Origin of the sequence: Corynebacterium sp. ES2775-CONJ (assembly GCF_024814515.1) — a bacterium.
Taxonomy (GTDB): Bacteria; Actinomycetota; Actinomycetes; order Mycobacteriales; family Mycobacteriaceae; genus Corynebacterium.
Genome location: NZ_JANUXT010000002.1, coordinates 229,014 through 249,717 on the forward strand (window position 1 = coordinate 229,014; position 20,704 = coordinate 249,717).

Sequence of the window (20,704 nt, forward strand, 5' to 3'; positions counted from 1 at the left end):
AATAAATACGGAAGCAGGCTAACTACTAACCAGCGCCTAGGAGATAGGCATGCTCAATCCAAGGCATATAGGGAATTGAACAACACTCTGTCGGCTGGCTCACTATCCAATCCGCCCGCGAGAATAAGGTCGGTGAAGTTAAGCCCGGCTGGTTTTCGCCTTAATATATTTGGTAGCGACGGGGTGGGCCACAACCAACCCCATCGCTTTCTGGCACGTCGTTTCCAACAGGCCCCGTGGGCTGAGCCCCTTTTTTAGGAACTCATTCGATCAGCTAGGGTGGGTCCGTCGCAGGTGGCTGGTGTGAATAGCAAGCTGATAAGCCCTGATACCGCCGTCAGTACTGCTAGTCCGCCACGGTTGGCCCGCAAAAAATTACGAACGTCACGGACAAGCGGGTTGTTCTTCTCTAATCGTTCATCTCGTGGAATGTGGACGAACGGCAATGCCGCGGCTAGCCCCAATAATATGGTCACAAGCGCTGGCATGATGATATGAGGATGGGCGGTACACTTGCCTTCCCCGTCGTTGTCACTTGAGCCCTTCTTCGGGCTTTCAGGCACAGGTTCCTTGGAGTTAGTTGGTGTTGGCTCTGCGGTCGGTGTGACACTAGAGGTCGCTGATGTGGTTGGTGCGGGCGAGGCGCTCGAGGTCGCTGTAGCGCTTGGAGCAGGCGTCGCAGTAGGCGTGGTTGTGGAGCTTGGAGCAGCCGTAGCGGTGGGCGTAGCGCTAGGTGTAGTAGATGTACTGGGGGATGGTTCTACAGTCGGAGTCGTAGTGCTGCTCGGAATCGGTGGAATAGCGGTTCCTGACGATGGCGTCGGCAGCGCACTCGGAGCTGGGCTTAACGTTGGAGTGGAGGTGGTGCTGGTAACAGGGGGCACAATCGCCTTACCGAATACCTGCAGCTTCAGCGGCACCTCCTTCTCATCACCAGTTGCCGTGGTGACAACTACCATCAAATCCTTCGTCACACTGACGATATCTCTGGGTGGATTGACTGTAACCGTTCCCGTTGCCTCATCAATGGTGATCCACGAGTCGACATTATTCTTAAACGTGAATGTCGACTGGGCTGGTGGCGCTGAGATTACTGTTGGTTCGAGAATAAGTGTCTCTCCAGCTTGGACAACACGATCGTTATAGCTAAGTGAAAACTCTTGCTTTTTCGGCAGGATAATGACGGGAATGACGGCCTTACCGGAATATCCTTCCACCTCTTGTAAATTATCCCTATTCCGGCCAGCACCTGGGCGAGAAGGATCTGAGAGATGGCGGGTCACGAAGGCAAATTCTAAGTAGTCACCTTGTGGTGATGGAACGTACTCGGGCCCGACTGCGACATCGAACTGACTAGTTCTATGACCCGGGATACCACGAAGGGCCGAGTGAGTGACCACTACATCGTCGAGAATATTATTGGGTGTACCGTTATCAAATGCCTTTATATAGTCGGCGCTATTAGACTTATCCGCCTCGCTGTAATAAGTGAAATACGGGACGGTGTTCGCACCATTACCTGTGATTCCTGCTTGATCGGTATCATCATTAGCTACCCATGGAGTGTAATAATCAAAGTTTGCATAACTGCTAATGGGTGCTGTGTGCGTCTGTGCAAAAACCGAAGGGTAGCACACTCCCGGGCCGTTGAGCACGACGGGTGTCGTGATCGCGTAGTTGACCTTGTCATTTGGCTTATTCTGCACGAAGCCATAGGGATCGTTGAAGAGCTTGATATGGCGGTGTCCGTCCCTTATTTGCCCCTCCACCGTGTCTCTGGGTACCACTGAATACTCTTCTTTCTCGTTGCCTACCTCAATTGGCTCGCAACCCGAAAAATTACCCATATATATCTGCGACTCATCGTAGCGATCAGGATTGCTGATGTGCAGCGCACCTTCTAGGTACTCGCGGCCGTTAATCAGCGAGAATAACTCCAGGTTCTCTGGGATACGATCGCGTGCATCAGGCATATATTTGATATTGAGTTGGGTCGGAGTCGTGAAACGTCCGACCTTGTCGCCGAAGGATATGTCCTTGACCTGTGAAATTGTCTTGATAGCGAAATCATTGGCATAGCTAGGTATGGCTGTCAACCCGGCAAGCATGGATATAGCGGTCACAGAGGCAATTGCTCCGCGCCTGATGTGGTGTTGTGTCACTCGACACTTTCCTCTCGTTAAGAAGGTCATAAGAAAACCTTGTGAGATTTCTCACCTTATGCGACGAGGAGTCTGCGTGTCAATAGAAAAATATGGAAAGCTTACCGCATCTATGCTGCATACCTGATATTTTTACTCGTTTGCGTTCAAGGAAATTTTTCACTCACGGGGTTGAGTGCTACGGCAGCCTTTATATATATGCGATCCTCGCTAATGGGTCCTATCTCAACACTCACCACACCAGCCGATGGGAAAAACGCCCTCACTAAGTACAAAGGTGAGGGCGTTTTTCTACAGTCTGCTCTGGCCTACTCCAGACTACTTCCAGGTTACGGTAACTTCGTAGTCTTCCTTGTCTGTATGAAGGAGCAGGGATTTAATATGAGTATCGAGGAGCTGCTCAACGCGCTCCCCGGCGCGCTTGAGGATGCCATGCTCAATGGCCTGAGTTTCTGCCGCTTTACCTTCGACAGTAAGGAAACGGGTCATATCGTCCACGCTGAGCTGGTTGAGGGGATTGTAGCTTTGATCGTAAACAATCACACTGTCGGGGTCGATCTTGGAATCGATGATCTCTACGCGCGGTACTTTCAACGTGACCTGCTTCGCGCTATCACTCATATCAATAGCGATCTGGCTGAAGTCTTTGACCCCCGCTTTAACGGTGCCGTCGTAGGTAATGAGAAAATTCTTGCCCGTAAGTGGAACCGTCAGGCCGTAGATCTGGTGGCCTTCATCTGCAAATTTGCCCACATTGGTAAAGGTATATTCCTCCACAGCTAATTCCGCTATATCTTTGAAAGATGCGGCGATGCCGGTAGACGTTATGGTGGGTTCTTTTTGTTTGAATACCTGGCTTTGTGCATAAAAGAAGGCGGAACCCACAATAAGGAGCAATGTTAAAAGTGCTAAGCCGAGACCTATGAAAAAGCGGCGCATATGAATCCCCGATATTCTTTCTTTTTCTTGTGCGCCATAGCAGACGCGAATAAGGACACAGTACTGGCACAGTATTACTGAGACTGCAGTTAAACTTGAATTCCATATTACATACGCTTTATATCCGATTTCGACCTACGATAATCGACCATAAAATGAGCGGGCCTTAATGTGCGAGATCTTAAAGTGCCAGTGATGCTGCTCCTTGCACGCCATCTGGGGTGCCCCTTGCTTGCTAGCTCCTATGTGAGGCGAGGAACCACGATTGGGCGCCCACTCTCGGGATCTTTCACCAACCTGCAGTCCAGTTCATATACGCGCTTAATGAGCTCTTCGGTCACCACGTCTTCAACGGGTCCAGTGGCTTGAATTGCTCCGTCTTTCATCACAATTAAATGTGTGGCATAGCGAAAAGCCAAGGTTAGTTCATGGAGGACCATGACTACCGTCACACCGTGGCGCTGCAAATCGCGAGCGAGGTTGAGCACTTCCACCTGGTGGGTGATATCCAGATAGGTGGTGGGTTCGTCAAGGAGCACTATGGGAGTGTCCTGGGCGAGCACTAAAGCAAGCCAGACTCGCTGGCGCTGACCACCAGAGAGTTCGTCGATACGCTTCTCGCGTAAATCGAGAACGTGGGCACGGCGCATCGCACTTTCTACCGCTTTTTCGTCAGCTTTGGTCCAGCGACCTAGGATATCTTGGTGCGGATAACGTCCACGTGCAATCAGATCGGCCACCACGATCCCATCGGGGGCCACTGGGCTCTGCGGCAGAAGACCCATCTTCCTGGCCACCTCTTTAGCCCCCAAGGAATAAATATCTGCTCCTTCTAGAAGGATGGATCCTTGGGAGGGGATGACGCGCACCAGCGAGCGCAACAGGGTGGACTTACCGCATGCATTGGGGCCAACGATAACGGTCAGTTCACCACGGGGAATAGTTAAAGTGAGATGAGAAATAATGGAATGAGATCCGTAACCAACGGATAGCTCAAGCACTTGGAGGGCGCTATCCTTTGCGCTCGGTTGCCCTTCCTCGAAGATTTGCTGTTGATAATTCACGCTCATTGCCTCTTTATATAGATCGCCACTCTCATGGATAATTCTTTTGTCATCGTGCCGTCTGTCTAGGTGCGCCATTGTTGCACCAACAGCCAGATAAGATAGACCCCACCCAATAGTCCTGTGACGACTCCCACGGGTAATTGGGTGGGGGCAAAGAGCCGCTGGGCCAACAAATCGGAGACCATCACGAGGACAGCGCCCATGAGTGCAGCATTACCCATGCCCACCCCAGAACTGCGACTCATGCGCCGAGAGATCTGCGGGGCCGCGAGGGCGACAAAGGAAATGGGGCCAGCCACCGCAACAGCAAGCGCGGTTAAAAGGACACCCACCGCAATTAGTTGATTGCGTCGCACTTCCACCCGCACACCTAGCCCTGTTGCTAGTTCATCTCCACTGATGATGATGCTCAAGGGCCGGCTTAAGAAAAATGCTATGGGAATCAAGGTACCCATAGCTAGCGCAGCAACGCTCACATCGGACCAGGTTGTGGCGTTAAACGAACCCGCCAACCACTGCGCAGCAGTTTGAGCAGCGCTCAGGGAGGCCTTAACGATCATAAGTCCATTGAGGGCTTGCAGAATCGAGGCCATACCAATACCAACAAGGACCAGCCGAATGGCAGAGAGTTTTTTATGCTGCCTAGCAAGCAGATACACAATGCTTGCGGTGGCAACTCCACCCATCGCGGCTCCTACGGCAATCGCGGCCGGGGAGGCCGCAAAGAGAGTGATCATCAAAACCGCACCGGTAGCGGAGCCCACAGTAAAGCCGATGATATCGGGACTACCTAGGGGGTTGCCAGAGAGCTGCTGGAAAATACATCCCGACACTCCCAGACCTGCACCCACTAAAGTGGCGGCAATCACACGTGGCAAACGTTGATCGCGGACGAAGAATTGCCCCAACGGATCCTCGCTCATGCCCACGAGGTTAGCGACCGTTTCACTATAACTCATGGGGTATTCCCCCAAGCTCAGCGCGCCTATCATAGCGGTGGCAATCACCGCAGCAAAGATGGTGCCGACAATTACGGATCGTTTCTCTAACCGAATTCCCTTAAGGGTATAAAACCGGGCATCGGATCGAGTTGGTGCTATCGCTGGCGTACTCATGAGAATGTCTCCAGATTCTTGCCCCGTACAATATAAAGGAATACTGGGCCACCGACGAGTGCGGACATAATTCCAGTTTGGATCTCCAAGGGGGCCACGACCAGACGCGCTGCGATATCGGCAAAGAGTAAGAATACTGGTGCCGCCACGACGCAGGTTGGGATCACAAGACGTTGATCCGCCCCACAGATAGCGCGTGCCATATATGGAACTGCGAGGCCAACAAACATAATGGGGCCGACCGCGGCTGTTGCGGCTCCACATAGGAAGGTCACAGAGATCACGACGAGAGTTCGAGTAAGCCCCACCTTTACACCGAGAGCTTTACCAGTTTCTTCCCCGAGGCTGAGAGCGTTCAGCGACGGTGCGACGAGCAAAGCAAGGAATAGGCCGAGAACGATCATCCAGCTGATTGTGAGCAGCACATCCACCCCCCGCCCTTCAACGGATCCCGCTGCCCAGAACCGAAATTCATTAAAGGCATTCTGGTTGCTCAATAAGATCATTTGAACAAAGGCAGAAATAGCCATCGATATGGCCACACCAGCTAGTGTCAACCGGGCGGGGCTGACTGAGGCGCGCCCTACCCCACCGAGAACGTAGACACCGATACTGGCTAGTACCGCACCGATGAGTGAAAGCCAGATATAGCTGCCAATCCCTTGAATACCCAAAAATGCTACCCCGGTGACCACGGCCAGGGAGGCACCGGCATTGATGCCCAAGATGCCTGGATCAGCGAGCGGATTGCGGGTTAAGGCTTGCATGAGTGCTCCGGCCACACCGAGTGCTGCACCCACGAGCATCACCACGAGAGTGCGCGGAATTCGTTGATCGATCACAACGGTACGACTGATGGTATCTCCGCGCCCTGATAGCGCCTCGATGACTGCACTTAAGCTCAGAGGATTGGAACCCAGCGCTAAGGAAGCAAAAACCATGAGGACTAGCGCAGCAACGAGGAGCAGAAAACTCAGTCGCCGCCTATGCCTCGTCATAGATATCGCCATATAGCCATAGAGGGGAACGAGATCGCATATTTATTGACGCCTTTGAACCACGAGCCACGCATTAATTGCAGTCATGCCAACAAGGAGGATCGCCAGGCCAACAAAGAATCCCACATATGGGGCCGATGGAGAGCTGCCATTCGCTGCAGCTTGTGCCACATTTTGTTGCTGCTGCTTTTTCTTATCGAAGATTCCAGTGTTGGCAGGTGCTGAGGCTGCGGAGCCGGCGGCATGAGTATCTCCCGAAAACTCAGGGCGCGCAGCGGAATTATCCAGGTTCTGTGGGGCCTGGGCAGCTTGATTAGGCGAAGCCGCTTGAGCGGGGGCATCGACGTACTCGTCGACATAGACTACTTCTTCTCGAGGCTGCGCAGCTTGGCGATTACGTCCACCTGGTTGGGCGGATGCGCGATCTGAATTTCTTGATTGCCCCACGCGCCCCCGGGCGCTTTGGGTGGGGGTGGACTGAGTATTTTGATTAGTAGCGGGTGTCTCTACGGTGGCGGTGACTGTGAAGTAGGAATTGCCCACGCTGGTATAACCTAGGTTTTTCGTTCCTTCGGTGGCTAGATAGCGTAGGTAGTGCTCTCCGGGGGGCAGATCACATGGCACCGAGATGGAGCCTGAGGCGGTACCGCTACTATCGATCTTTTGTCGTGCGATCACACCTTGACCTTGGACGCTCGCATCACCGCCGAAGCCACGCCCGTCATCGATCTTGATATTGACCACTTCACCTGCGGGGTACCCGTTGACTTGGTAGCTCAGCGTCCCGCACTGTTCCACCACAGAGGGGGAAACCGAGGAGGATGTCCCTGGCGTATCAGGTCCTGCACCTCCTGGCGGGATCGCAAGAGCAGTAGGCAGGGCCACGGATACGATACCGCCTGTAACAGCAAGCACACTTACGCCCCAGCGCACTAGGCGGATACGAGATGAGGTGACACAGTGGGGTACAACAGGGAAGATTGAATTCATAAGATATGTACACGTCCTTTTCGGCTCCAAGTTGATAGGTGAATTGCGATGGTTAGGCATGTTTTCTGCCCGCAGTCAATGAAACTCCTGCTGCAGTCAAAGCAGTGACGATGAGCGAGGCGAGGATTAACACCCAGTCGGTGGGGCCCATGAGCCCGTTAGCTTTAATGACTGGACGAATGGTATCTGCTTGCGCATTCTGAGGAGCTAGGTCTTGTTGCTGAGCTTCAAGACTTGCAGAAGAACCAAGCCCGAGATCGAGCCATCCAACCAGATTCCCGCCGCGATCGCTGAGGCTGATGGCATAGTCACCATCGGGCAACCCGCTGGTATCCAGATAGACAGTTCCTGACTGATCTACCTGTACCCAGCCGGCGTCGATAGGTTCTTGGCCTGGAAGATCGGGGTAGACATAGAGATTCGCCCACTGCCCCGTCCATAAATCTGGAACCTTGATGGCTAGTTGCTCCCCCTCAACAGTGCCGGTGACATTGCCGGCATTCGAGAAATTCAATTCACCGATGCTTGTTACAGGTGGATCTACTGGTGATATTGGGCGGCTGTCGTAGCTCGGACCTTGTACCCTGTTCGTTGCCGTTGTGGGGGCCACTAAGCTACGGCGACGCACGATTCGGCGAGTAATGATCTCCTGCTCAGTTTCATCTGCACCAGCCGTATCACCCTGTGTGGCTTGATCCTTATTATTATCTTGTTCATTGGGGGCAAGGAATTGAGTGTCGATGGTTTTTTCCAAGGTGGTCAGGCTGTTATTGAGAAGTCCTAACTCCCTAGCGATAACTCCATAAGCACTGGTTGGGGCGGTGGTTGTTGTCGTGGAGCTGATCGCTTTGAACTCATAGCCAACCCAGCCAATAAGCTCACCGCGCTGACCACGATTGCCATTTTGTACCACAAATTTCAACGGTCCCTCGGGAATGTCCTCGTTATTAGGCAGCAGTACACTCCTGGTATCGCTGAGTCTAAACCACTGATCTTTCCACGGAATTCTGGGGGAACCATCGGGGAGGTAGGTGGAAATATACACCCAATCCCCAGGCTGTCCCTCAGGTACCTCGATAATGAGGTCGGTATCGAAGGGGCGAATAGACACCCCGGCGCGATTAGCGGGTATCAGATCGGCCTTGTAATCAATAGGATCAGGGACTCCGTTGGGGCTGTACTCACCGTTGATAAAAGTCAGCGGAATGGACCGAGATATATCGCCACTTTGGAGAGAACCTGATAATACGTTGAGGGTGTGTTCCCCCTCGCTGAGCGGAGTGGGGGTTCCCCACTGCCCGCGGGTGTCTTCAGGCAGCCGCACGCGGTGTGAGAAGCTGCCGTCTGCGTCATTTGTGACAACGATATCCCATACAGTGAGGTTGGGGTGCACCGCAAATTCTTCGAAGTGTTTGATGCCACCGAAGTTAAATTTGATAACAACACGAGCTCCGCCGCCGTTGGGCAATGTATTGCAAAAACCGCGCCCTTCGACCAGAAGCGTATTATTCTCGTCGGGAAATTCCGAGACTATAGCCTCCGGAGAGGCGACAGGTGACTGGCAGGTGGGCTTATCAGATGGTGGTGCAATCCACTGCTGCCCCTCAACCCGAAGCGACGGGGTGACCACGGTTCGGGAAGTATCTCCCTCGACGAGACCAGAAGCGAAGTTAATCGTGAGCATCTGACCCGGGCTGAGATTGAGGGGAAGAGTTTGGGTGACATCAAAAGAACCATCCGGGTCGGCTACGAATTGCCAGAAGATCGTTCGATCTTTGACACCACTTTTGGGGTGGGAGAAGACATCGTCTGGGTCCGGATTGCCGGTATCTGGGCCACCGCGCTGGTACTGGGCAACTACTCCGTCTTTCAGATAATTCAATTTCACCGTAATAGTGGAACCGGTCCCTGCTTGGTTGGTCCACCCTGAACCCTTGATGCGTAGTTTGTCGCCAGATGTGGCATCTCTTTGTACGCTGAGCTGAGCATCATCGACGTCAATATCGATGTACTCGCTCTCGGCCTCGGCATCACTTACTGGCGTAGCCGTGGTTGATTCTTCATTGGCATAGGCCCATTGTGCTGGCGCGATGAGAGCAATAAGCCCCATGCTAAGCCCTACGCTAAGCCTCAGTGCTGCGCTGCGGTAGATGGAAGTGTGAGTCATTATGGTCATGACATTTCTACTCTCTTAGACGAGTTTTTCTACGATATCGTCGATCAGGCGATTCATCAGGATCGGGCCGCCTGCGGATGTCCATACGGAGCCATCCACTGGGATGATATGGTCTTGCTGAAAAGCCTCGAGGGCACTAAAACCCGGAATATCTTTAGCTGCTGTAATGGCTTTTACGGCCTCTTCTACCCCAGCGCTACCGCCTGCTTGGGGGTTGTTAACGGCAGAGCCTCCGAGGGTGCCAAAGAATATATAGTCTGCGTCAATATCATGGAGATTCTCCAAGGAAACGGGGTCGGAGTGACCACGCCCTTCGCGATCTTGATTGGGTGGGCGTCGCAGTCCAACGTCCTCGAGGGCTCGACCAGCAGGGAGTTCCTTTAAGATCATGGAGGCGCTATTGCCCTGCCAGCGCACAACGCTAAAGGTGGAATCCGCGTAGGCGTCGAGTTCCTTAGATACTTTTTCAGTTTTTTTATCGTAGGCTGTGATCAATTTCTCGCCTTCATCGCTGAGGTTCATGGCGTCTGCAGTGATGCGGAGATTATCGCGCCAATCACCCCCCGCCCAACCGGTATAAACCACTGGGGCGATTTTGTTGAGGGCTGCAATCACAGGCGGATTGTTATTAATGCTGGTGCCGTCGACGAAAATAATATCGGGTTGAGCCGTGGCAATGGCTTCGAAGTTGGGTTGGGCAACATTTCCCAACAGCGGTACGTCACCTGCTATCTCAATAAGATAGTTGGGCAAGGTTGCTTGCCCGCGGCCTGCCACCGCCCCGACCGGGGTGATACCCAGGGCGAGGAGGTTATCTAAAGTAGGTTCAGATAGTGCTACCACGCGCTGAGGGGAAAGCGGTACGACAACGTTTTGACCATCGATATCGGTGATAGTGCGATTGGAGGATTGCGTATCCTGCGGCACGTCTTGAGATGAGCACGCTACTAATCCTGGGATCAGAAGGGCTGCGAGCCCCGCTAAGAGGTGGGGACGAAGCATGGATGGCAAGGCGTTCATGGATTCCTTTTTCATAAGCAGGTTGAGAGGGTACACATGATGCGGTCATCATGTAGGCGTAGGTCTTTATCTGCTGGAGAAGAAGACAGCACGAGGGGAATAGGGCCGCAACCCCATTCCCCTAGTGGATCAGTAATCCCGTACCTAGGTCTTCCTTTGATGAGAAGGAAAACCTAGGTAGGAATTTACGATCGCTTGGTGTTTTAGAAAGGCAGGCGGATGCCTAACTGCATCGCAAGGGTGCGTAAACCACCGAGGATCACGGCGAGTATTCCTAGCGATCCGACGATTGAGAGCACGATAGTCGCCCACTCAGGCAGACCGCTTTCGCTAGAGGTCCCATCGTTTCCGCTGGGGGATTGCGGTGGGGTTTGCTCCTTGAGCTTTAAAGCGTAGAAGCCGTCCTGCCGATCGTCGCCGACACCCGCGCGGGCCTTATTTGTCACATAGACGGTACCGTCGGGGCCGACATTCACATGGTTAGCTAAAGGCCCAACTGGAATCTTTGCAACGATATCCTTGGTTGCGGGATCAATAGCAATGAGGTTGCCATCACCACGGTTGGCCACATAAACGCGCTTGTCCACAGGGTTATAAGCGACACCAAGTCCGGTCGCACCAGTACGGATAGTCTGCTTCTTATTTCCGGTGTCCGCATCGAGAATCGTAGTCTCACCGGTTTTCTGGGATGAAATATATAGCTCGTTGCGTTCTGGATCGAGAGCCACTCCGGTTCCGCCAATTAAACCGTCAACCGTGAAGAGCTCAACGCCGTTAGTTTTCACGTTGATCTTTGCCACATGGTTGGAGTTTCGGGCAACGGTATAGAGATAACCCTTAGCCGAATCGAGTTCGAGATCCATCGCGAGTTTGAAATCCTCGGTCAAGGAAATCTCTACTGGATCTAGCTCGAGGTTTGGATCAGCGACCAAGACTTTGCCGTGGTCTCGATCTGCCAGGGAGAAGTACACCTTGCCGGTAGTTTCATCCACAATGGCATCGCGGGGATGCTGTGCGGTACCTACAGGCCATTGCTTTTTAAGTTCCAGTGTTGTTCCGTCATAGGCGGCAATGGCATCCTGGCGGGAGTTTGCAGCCCACAGCAGGTTATTTTCGGTATCGAGGGCGATACCAAAAGCAGCGAAGATACCATTTTCGTCATCGCGGTGAGCAATTTCGACTTCGTCCTTCTTGCTGAGATCCTGAGCATCCAGGCGGTAGAAGACGGAGTCATCAGTGCGGTTAGATCCATTAACGATCACTGTATCGGTACGAGAATCATAGACTGACTGGTAGAGACCAGTGGGGAGCATTACTGACTGCTGTTCGTAGTCACTAACATTGAGAGCCGCACTAGGGGCATTGATATTAGTGCCAGCCGAAATAGTGGTTTCGATTCCAGACGAGCTGTAGGTAACAGTTACTGGCTCCCCGAATGGGGCATCGGCGGGGACCATCACATTGTCTATCGCCACTTGGCCGCGATCATCAGCGCTAACAGGAGCACTCAACCAGTTAGCACCATCGGTGCCCACGCGTACGACCTCAGCTCCAAGTGGCAGGTTGGCCACGCTGACAGTCACAGGTGCGCCCTGCGGCGCTCCGTCGCTAACTTCAGCATATGCAGTAGTGACAAGTGTGAGTTCTTTGCTCATGCTGCCAGCGGTGACGACGATTTTGTGAACGCCAGCTAGCGCCTTAGGTTCCGTCATACGCAGGCTAGCTTTGAGAACTCCATCATCGCCCACGGTGAAGGTGCCGAGTGAGAAAGCATCTTCGCCTATGGTGACAGTTGCTTCTTCACCGGCGGTGAAACCGGGTACTTCCATCTTGATGCGGAGCAGGCCAGCTGGTCCATGGCGGTTGTCGGCGGCGTTACCTCGAACTGAAGTGATTTCGGGAGAAGATGTGGGGGCTTCAATGACCTTTGTCATGCAAATGCCATCATCTACGCCGGTGTTATTGACATCGAAGGTGAGGTGAGCAGAAATAGCGGTACCACCATCGGTGCCTCCGAGGACCGAAATGACATGCTGGCCATTTTCCAGGTTCCCAGGTAGGACGACGGAAACATCGAGGTTGCCATCGGCGAACATATCAGCGGGTATTTCTAAAGTATCGGAGCGCCCTTGAAAGCCTTGAAGTCCGGAAGCTTGTGATTGCGCAGCAAGGTCCCACTGTTTATCATTGCTGTCGATTTTCAGCACTAGGAATCCACCAGGGCGAGGGACAACGTCCGTTGCGGTGATACGGACAATATCGCCTGCGCGGAAGTTTTTCGTATCAGCGCCGACAATTTTCAGATCGGTTCCTATGATGCCGCGAGAAGCGCGCGGTTGGACGCTAGCGCACTCAGCATCGTTAGCGAAGGCAGGGGTGCTTGAGACGACTCCGAGACCGGAGCCGAGGAGAGCGGCACTCATGAGTCCTGCCAGAGCGCGTTGGGTGCCACTTATTCTTATTTTATTCATTGAAGTTTTATTCATTGAAGAAAAATTCCTTTGTTTGTAGATACCAAAATTTGTCAGGCGACTTATATAGGTTCAAGAAAATAGCGATCCCACGGTAGTCACCGATAAGTTGTAACTTATATTCAATCTTTCGATTGATATAACCGGTCCTTCGTTGCAAATCCTAAGGTAAGCCACAGCTCAAATCAACGCTTTTTCCCACTTCAAGCCAGCTTCTATGGGTAGATTCAGATACGGGTATCACATGGGAGGTAAATCTACCCTTAGCTAAACCTCTAATTAATGAGGTCACCCTTAGTGGAATGTGGCATGAGAGCTCAAACAGCTCCCAAATGTTAGATACGTCATATAATTTGGACTTGTTTATATGTCCATGCCGGTACGGGGGCGGGATCTACCCCCGTACCCAGTCAGCGAACTAGATGATGACAAGAGCTAGCAGCCTCAGAATGGCAACCGAATACCGAACTGCATCGCTAGATTGCGCAGGCCGCCTATGATCAATCCAAAGATACCCAGGATACTTGTGATGGAGATCAGAACTGTGGCCCACATTGGCAGCGGACCAGAACTCGACATGTCATCGCCTCGTTGCTCCTTTAGCTTGAAGGCGAAGAGTCTATCTTTGGCCTCTGGATCAGCTTGGCTTGCCTTATTGACCGCATAGACAGTGCCGTCAGCGCCGACCGAGATATGGTTCGTATTCATACCGGCGTCCAGACGGGCCACAACCGTATCGGTCTCCGTATCAATCGCTACTACCGTACCTGCCTTGCGGTGAGCCACGTAGATGCGACCATCGCTCGGATTGTAGCGGGCATTCAACGCTGATGCTCCAGTAGGAATCTCGGTAATGAAGTCCATGGTATCGGCGTCGAATACCACGGTATTACCGGTTCCCTGCGCGGTGATATAAAGCTTATTGTGTACCGGATCCAACGCGACACCCGATGCGGATTCCACTAGATCGGAATCCATGCTCTTTGTCGTCACCTGCTTATTCGCCGAGGCGATATCGATCTTGGCAATATTCGGGTTGACCCTCGAAGTGGTATACAGCAAGCCCTTGTCAGCATTAAGAGCAAGTGACATTGTGATGGCAAAATCTGGGCCGAGATCAATGGCTACGGGAGCATCAGCCTCGAGATCATAGATATGCACAGCGCCGGTGGCACGAGAAACCATGGAAACATAAGCCAAACCTGTTTTCTCATCGATAACAACATCGCGTGGATGCGCGGTACTCCCCTCGCTCCACGTCTTCACCAGACTGAGATCGCTTTGGCGATAGACACTGACGGTATCTTGCAGTGTATTGCTCACCCAGACGAGACCACGCTCATTATCTAACCCAACACCAAAGGCTCCACGCACGCTCTCACCTGTGGAATCACGATCTTGAATATCAAGAGTTTGCTCTATCGTGAAGGTCTTAGCATCAATCTTGTAGATCGAAGAATCCTCTCTGCGATTTGCCCGCGTGACAAATAGCTTGCCAGTCTTATCGTTGATGGCACTCTGGTATAAGCCCTTCCCTAGTTCCATCGACTGAGAATCATAGAGTTCCGTGGCTATGAGATCACGAGGGGCATTGACCCGCTCACCGGTGTCAACCGTGTAGTCGCGACCAGCTATGGAGTAGGTGGCCCGCACCTTCTCACGGAATGGTGCGTCGGCAGGAACCATCACTCCAGTTTGCTCCGCTATTCCACCCACGGCGCTTACCGGGGCACTCAACCAGTTCTGCCCCTCCACGCCGACACTCGTAAGTTCAGTGCCGTCGGGGAGGTTGACTACTCGCACAGTAGCTTGGGAGCCTTGAGCGGCATTCTCACTAATCATGGCATATCCAGTGGTCAGCAGACGGAGTTCCTTTGTGGTCGTACCATCGCTCACAGTAAGCATATGCGCTCCTGCAAGAGCACTGCCCACGGGTAGAGTCACGGTAGTTTTTAATACACCCGCAGGATCAACCACGAGATCATCGGGCAGTGTCAGCGCTTGGGTACCGATGCTCATCGTGGGTGTGGCGCCTGCCATCATCCCCTCGACGACGAGGGAAACGCGGATCTCGCCGGCCTTGGCACGTCGAGAGTCCGTGGCATACCCGGTTACACTTTTAATCTCAGGAGATTGGATGGTGAGGGTGCCACACAAACCGTCGTCAGCTGCGGTGTTATCCACAAAGAAGGGGACAGAATAAGACAGTCGTTCGCCCCCTTGCCCTCCACCTAAGACGGTCAGGAAGTTTTGGCCATTAGGAAGATCCTGCGGAAGGACAACGTGGATATCCAATTCGCCATTAGCAAATAGATCGGACGGAACTATTAAGTTCGGGGATTCCGTTTCTGTTCCCGAAATTTCGAGGTTTGATCCCTGAGCCTGATCGGCGCGAACCCAATTATTAGCACCTTTATTAATTTTGATAACCAAAGGGTTTTCAGCGCTGCGAGGGGCGACCCCGCTGGCGGTTAGATGGATGGTATCTCCCGAACGGAAATTTTTGACATCAGCATTGTCAATGGTGAGGGTCATATCCTCGGGAGCTATATTGCCGGGCGCCTGCACAGAAGCGCAAACCTCGGTGGCAAATGCGGGAGTCGTAGCAACGACGCCGAGCCCAGAGGCCACCACGGTTATACTCATGAGTCCAGCGAGAGCGCGCTGGTGAGCTTTGGGGGCGAGAAGATTCTTCATATAATCACTTTCCGTTTTTTATTTGATCCATACCTGCAAGTGCAGACCGCTAATCTGTTATCTATTAAGGGGCCACATAGCTCGACTTGGGGGGAATAGATTTTCAGCATCACCGTGAGCAGGCTATGGAAACCAGAGGGTGTATCTGAGCATTTGGGGAGATCTGATATCAAGCTCGATATCACCTCCATATACGTAGAAAATCTGTAGAAAATCTTGGGGAGCCAGATGCAGAAGTCAACCTTTTGACTGATTTCTCAACCGTACTCTCGCTTGATGAGCTTAAGCCGGCCCCACTGGGCTCTCAACGGGGCAAATCCGCACTTGAGGCGATAATGGCACCTCGCGCTGGATGGCGTAAAAGGTGACCAGTCTTTTTGTAAACGCCTAATTGATATGGTTAGCCAAAGCTTTTCAGAAGCCGGATAACCTCACGCGCCCCGATTGATTCTCAAAAAGTTGAATACCTCACAAAAACTCGGGGGTAAAAAAGCAGCACACCCACTAAATGGGCAGTCCATACCCATGACTATCCCTGGCCACCGGCTTGCAATCGAGTAATCATCGGATGATTCAGCCAGAAGGTGGAAAATAATTAGCCTCGATCGCATCGTCGTGCTTTAATGGGTACATCATTTTGGTTAGGCTTAGTTAACAAAAAGTTGTACTACGTTCTAGCTTAAGGCTTCGGCTGGAATGTAGACCTGATCACAAATCGGCTGCACCGGCGACGGCAAAAAGATGAATAGACGCCTGACACTGTCATTTTCTTTGCACACCGTACTTTTGAATTCCCTTAATCCCCTTAATCAGCATTCCTTTAATCAGCGAAAAGAACTCCACAGCTATGCATTCCCCATCACAACATCTCTGTGTCACCGGAGCAGCCGGAGGAATAGGACGTGCCGTCATCGCGCATGCCACTGCTCGCTACCGGGCGATCACCGCCATCGACCAAGACACCGTGGATATCCGCGATGAAGCACGGGTACGTCAGGTCGTTGCCCGCGCCGAAAATCAACACGGCCCAATCGATGCACTCATCCACGTTGCTGGCGTCATGCAGCCCGATCGCTGCTTAGAAGAAGACCATAGCTTCTTTGGCAACCAGAATTTTGAGGTCAATATAGGAGGCACCATCGCTGTAGTCTCACCCATAGCCCAGGCCATGTGCGCCCGGCGGCGCGGAAGCATTGTTGTGGTTTCCTCTAATGCCGCAACGACTCCACGCATCGGGATGGCCAGCTACGGGGCGTCAAAGGCAGCCGTGACAGCCTGGACTCGCACCTTAGGGCTCGAATGCGCTCGCTACGATGTCCGCTGCAATATCGTCTCCCCAGGGTCTACACTCACGCCCATGCTCACCGGTATGTGGCCAGATGGCGTTGATGCAAGCGAGCGCGTCATTGCCGGCACCGCTAGTGAGTATCGCCTCGGAATTCCGCTGCAGAAACTCGCCCAACCTGATGATATTGCCCATGCGTGCCTCTTCCTCGTCTCCCCTGAATCAGCTCATATCACGATGCACGATCTGCGTATCGACGGGGGCGCAACTCTCGACAGCTAGGCTCTACCGGTATCTTGCGATTGGACACTTTAATGGCTATCCCCCAGATTTCTCCTTACGGTCTGCCCCAACCGCCAGCTGTGCGCGCCGCAGATTGGCAACTCAATGTGTATCGAGCGGCCTTGCTGATTCACGATATGCAAAATTATTTTATCCGCGCCTATCACCCTGATCAGGAGCCCATCCGCACCGTCATAGCCAATATCGCAGCCCTCGCCGATCGAGCTCGTTCCCTTGACATCCCCGTCTTTTATTCGGCGCAACCCCCTCGGCAACACCCCCACCAGCGGGGTCTTCTTAACGAGGTGTGGGGAGTTGGAATGCAGACCGCTCATGATGCGGAGATCATCGCCCCCTTGGCGCCAGAAGCAGGAGATCATGTGATTGAAAAATGGCGCTACTCGGCTTTCGAACGGACCTGCCTAGCTGGAGCACTCTCGTACAGTGGGCGCGATCAACTCATCATTACTGGAGTCTACGGGCATATGGGATGCCAAGTCAGTGCCGGCGATGCCTTTATGAAAGATATTCAGCCGTTCCTTATCAGTGACGCCATAGCTGACTTCACCCGCGACGAGCATGAACAAGCACTATTATGGGTGGCCAAGCGGTGCGGCGTTGTTCTTCCTACCCGCCACGTGTTCAAACAATTAGATCCTGCGGGAGGAGAATAATATGCGCAGCTTTATTTTTATTTCACCAGAAGAAAACCTCAGCGCCCACGGGATTGCTCAGAAATTCTCCACCGTGCACGATGGAATTGACTACCTCAATAATGGCGGAGAAATTGTTCTAGGAGCTCTTTCCTTCCACCCTGATCGCACACCCTATCTTTTTGCTCCGGACAGTTTTCAGTTCTCTTCTACCACCCCTACCCTTACTGAGCAGGAATCACTCACCGTCGTATCCGTGACAGATTCTCCTAGCCCTAGCCAGCACTATGAATCAATCAACCGCGCTATTGGTGATATTAAAGCAGGGAAGGTTGACAAGATTGTGCTCTCCCGCGCGCAGCGTTACCGCCTCCTTCACGAACCGCACCCCGAGGCCATCCTGGCGCGATATATGCACAGTGCCGGCACCGGCTACGGCTATCTCAGCGCAGTAGGCAACGGCGAGTACTTCGTAGGACCCAGCCCAGAAATTCTCCTCCTCAAGCGCGGTAAAAGTTTCATCTCCTTGCCCTTGGCTGGCACTGCCCCGCGCAGTGAGGACTCTACAATCGATAACCAGCGTGCGGAGTTATTAAAAAACTCGCATAAGGATCATATTGAGCACGCCTATGTTACCGAAGGGCTCCGAGAGATTCTCGCTCCGCTAAGCCGCACGTTGGATATTCCACGCCACCCTTCACTCATTCGCACCACGCATACGTGGCATTTGGGGACCCGTATTCAGGGAGAACTAAAAGAAAATATGACTGCCCTTGAATTGGCCTCTCTATTACACCCCACGGCAGCAGTCAACGGTTACCCAAAAAACCGAGCTCTTGAGATACTCAAAGAGCGTGAACCGGATCGCGGCTTTTATGCTGGCACGGTGGGGTGGTCGGACCGCCATGGCAACGGTGAGTGGCGGGTGGCTATCCGGAGCGCGCTCATTGGTGGACGTGATGTCACCGCGTACGCTGGGGGCGGAATTGTAGCCGATTCGGTAGCTGCGGAGGAACTGGCAGAAACCTCCACGAAGTTGGGGCCGATCCGCGCGGTTCTCAATCTTGGTCCAGAAGTGGTGCATCCCGTGCCCCAAGGACCGCCTCATCAGAGCTCCGAGAAGGACTCGATATGATGACCTATACCCCCTACCCACCAGAGCGCGCCGCGTATTACCTCAGTAGGGGATATTGGACATCCGATACCTTCGCTGATTTCTTTGCGCACCAAGCGCAAAAATATCCACACCACACTGCACTCGTAGCCCAGGACAGTGGAGGAGACATACACCGCTCCAGCTATCTGGACCTCAACACACATATCGAAGCTACCGCCGCCTTTTTCGCCGAAAGTGGAATAAACAACGGCGATTTCGTGGTCGTGCAGCTTCCTAATATCTACGAATTTGCCGTCACTATTGGCGCCCTCTTCCACCTCGGGGCACTGCCAGTATTCGCCCTACCGGCACACCGTGGCCACGAATTACGGCATTTTATTAGTCAGAGCAAAGCTACAGCACTGGTGTGCGCCGCCGAATTTCAAGGATTTAATCACGCGGCACTCGCGGATTCTTTGCGCGAAGAATTTCCTACGCTCACCGTTATCATCGCTAGCCCACATGAGGACCACAGCGACAACCTCTACCTTCACTCCGGCGTGTGGCTCAGTGGTGCTACCTACCCGCGCCACGCTGTCGATGCCTTAGATCTTGCCTTCTTGCAGGTTTCCGGAGGAACCACCGGAACCCCTAAGCTCATCCCTAGGACCCACGCCGACTATCTCTATTCGGTGCGTGAATCCGCTCTCATATGCAGCCTCGACGAGCACACCCGCTTCCTTGTCATTTTGCCGGTGTCCCATAATTTTACGATGAGCTCCCCCGGGGTCTTAGGGGTTTGGCTCAAGGGTGGCACTGTCGTCTTTTGCACCGATCCCTCTCCCTCCACGGCCTTTAAGATTATCGCTCATGAGGCTATTACCATGACCTCATTGGTACCTCCCTTGGCACTCGCATGGCTTGCTGTTCATGCCAACACCAAACCCGATCTCTCTTCGCTGGAGATTCTCCAAGTAGGTGGGGCTAAATTCTCCAGCGCTGCAGCCAGCCGCATCGGCCCAGAGCTCGGGTGTCAGTTGCAACAGGTCTTCGGGATGGCCGAAGGTTTGGTGAACTATACCAGATATGATGATCCACCTGAGCTGGTCACCACAACTCAAGGCCGTCCCATCTCCGCTGATGATGAGATCAGGATCATTGATGATTCTGGCCAACCGGTAGCCCCAGGTGAACCCGGTATTTTGCTAACCCGCGGCCCGTATACCATCAATAGTTATTTCAACGGCGCGGACCCAGATTCCTTTAGCCCAGACGGCTTCTATATCACTGGCGATATTGTCCGCCAACTCCCCACAGGCCACCTGATCGTTGAGGGTCGTTCCAAAGATCAGATTAACCGCGGAGGCGAGAAAATCTCCGCCGAGGACATCGAAAACCACCTCATCACCCACCCCCTGATCCGCGACGCCGCCCTCGTGGGCGTAGCAGATGACATGCACGGGGAGAAAACCTGTGCCTTTATCGTGCGCGAAGTACTCACCACTGACACCGAGCTCAGCACTAGTGGTCCTAGTAGGCCTAGTAGGCCTAGTGGTCTCAGTGCTGCAGAACTACGGCAGTATCTACGCAACCGTGGTGTAGCAAGCTATAAAATTCCCGATTTCTTCGAATTCGCCCAGGAATTTCCACACACCGGGGTGGGCAAAACCAGCCGCAAAGAATTACGCGCTTTAGTACTCAAATATATCCAAAGCACTTCGGAGTCCACACCATCATCAGAGTAAGGAGCATA

Annotated in this window: 14 protein-coding genes; 4 read left to right on the top strand and 10 right to left on the bottom strand. The window is 53.0% G+C overall.

The window, feature by feature from the left end:
* Window positions 1-254 precede the first annotated feature (254 nt).
* From NXT01_RS03315 to NXT01_RS03360, 10 genes are all read right to left on the bottom strand, one after another.
* Entirely contained in the window at window positions 255-2,162 is a 1,908-nt protein-coding gene (locus NXT01_RS03315) for a Rib/alpha-like domain-containing protein (RefSeq protein WP_259077349.1), read from the bottom strand.
* 318 nt (window positions 2,163-2,480) lie between these two features.
* The gene (locus tag NXT01_RS03320; protein WP_259077351.1) at window positions 2,481-3,101 is read right to left on the bottom strand and encodes a DUF4230 domain-containing protein; all 621 of its coding nucleotides are present in this window, start codon (window positions 3,099-3,101) and stop codon (window positions 2,481-2,483) included.
* A gap of 242 nt (window positions 3,102-3,343) precedes the next feature.
* Complete coding sequence (locus NXT01_RS03325) at window positions 3,344-4,171, bottom strand: ABC transporter ATP-binding protein (RefSeq protein WP_259077354.1); 828 nt, start codon at window positions 4,169-4,171, stop codon at window positions 3,344-3,346.
* Between the two features lie 59 nt (window positions 4,172-4,230).
* Entirely contained in the window at window positions 4,231-5,283 is a 1,053-nt protein-coding gene (locus NXT01_RS03330; protein WP_259077357.1) for an iron chelate uptake ABC transporter family permease subunit, read from the bottom strand.
* On the bottom strand, window positions 5,280-6,281 hold the full coding sequence (locus NXT01_RS03335) for an iron ABC transporter permease (RefSeq protein WP_259077368.1): 1,002 nt from the start codon (window positions 6,279-6,281) through the stop codon (window positions 5,280-5,282). The genes NXT01_RS03330 and NXT01_RS03335 overlap by 4 nt, the downstream gene beginning before the upstream one ends.
* A 42-nt stretch (window positions 6,282-6,323) precedes the next feature.
* Entirely contained in the window at window positions 6,324-7,271 is a 948-nt protein-coding gene (locus tag NXT01_RS03340; protein ID WP_259077370.1) for a hypothetical protein, read from the bottom strand.
* A 52-nt stretch (window positions 7,272-7,323) separates the two neighbouring features.
* Entirely contained in the window at window positions 7,324-9,438 is a 2,115-nt protein-coding gene (locus NXT01_RS03345) for a hypothetical protein (protein ID WP_259077373.1), read from the bottom strand.
* Window positions 9,439-9,462: 24 nt separating this feature from the next.
* Entirely contained in the window at window positions 9,463-10,467 is a 1,005-nt protein-coding gene (locus tag NXT01_RS03350; RefSeq protein ID WP_259077377.1) for an iron-siderophore ABC transporter substrate-binding protein, read from the bottom strand.
* 203 nt (window positions 10,468-10,670) lie between these two features.
* Window positions 10,671-12,953, bottom strand: coding sequence for a YncE family protein (locus tag NXT01_RS03355; RefSeq protein WP_259077379.1), 2,283 nt, complete (start codon window positions 12,951-12,953; stop codon window positions 10,671-10,673).
* A gap of 429 nt (window positions 12,954-13,382) precedes the next feature.
* A complete protein-coding gene (locus NXT01_RS03360; RefSeq protein WP_259077381.1) occupies window positions 13,383-15,635 on the bottom strand; it encodes a YncE family protein in 2,253 nt (750 codons plus the stop codon).
* Between the two features lie 847 nt (window positions 15,636-16,482).
* On the opposite strand from NXT01_RS03360, the gene NXT01_RS03365 reads away from it, so the two are divergent.
* The 4 genes from NXT01_RS03365 to NXT01_RS03380 are packed head-to-tail and all read left to right on the top strand — an operon-like array spanning window position 16,483 to window position 20,696.
* Window positions 16,483-17,202 carry an SDR family oxidoreductase gene (locus NXT01_RS03365; protein ID WP_259077383.1) on the top strand — a complete coding sequence of 240 codons (720 nt, stop codon included), beginning with the start codon at window positions 16,483-16,485 and terminating at the stop codon, window positions 17,200-17,202.
* Between the two features lie 32 nt (window positions 17,203-17,234).
* Window positions 17,235-17,876: an isochorismatase family protein gene (locus NXT01_RS03370; protein ID WP_259077393.1), complete on the top strand. Its 642-nt coding sequence runs from the start codon at window positions 17,235-17,237 to the stop codon at window positions 17,874-17,876.
* Window position 17,877: 1 nt separating this feature from the next.
* Window positions 17,878-18,990 (top strand): isochorismate synthase MenF, encoded by a 1,113-nt coding sequence (locus tag NXT01_RS03375; protein WP_259077396.1) that lies wholly within the window; start codon window positions 17,878-17,880, stop codon window positions 18,988-18,990.
* The gene (locus tag NXT01_RS03380) at window positions 18,987-20,696 is read left to right on the top strand and encodes a (2,3-dihydroxybenzoyl)adenylate synthase (protein WP_259077397.1); all 1,710 of its coding nucleotides are present in this window, start codon (window positions 18,987-18,989) and stop codon (window positions 20,694-20,696) included. Before NXT01_RS03375 ends, NXT01_RS03380 begins: the two co-directional genes overlap by 4 nt.
* Window positions 20,697-20,704 lie beyond the last annotated feature (8 nt).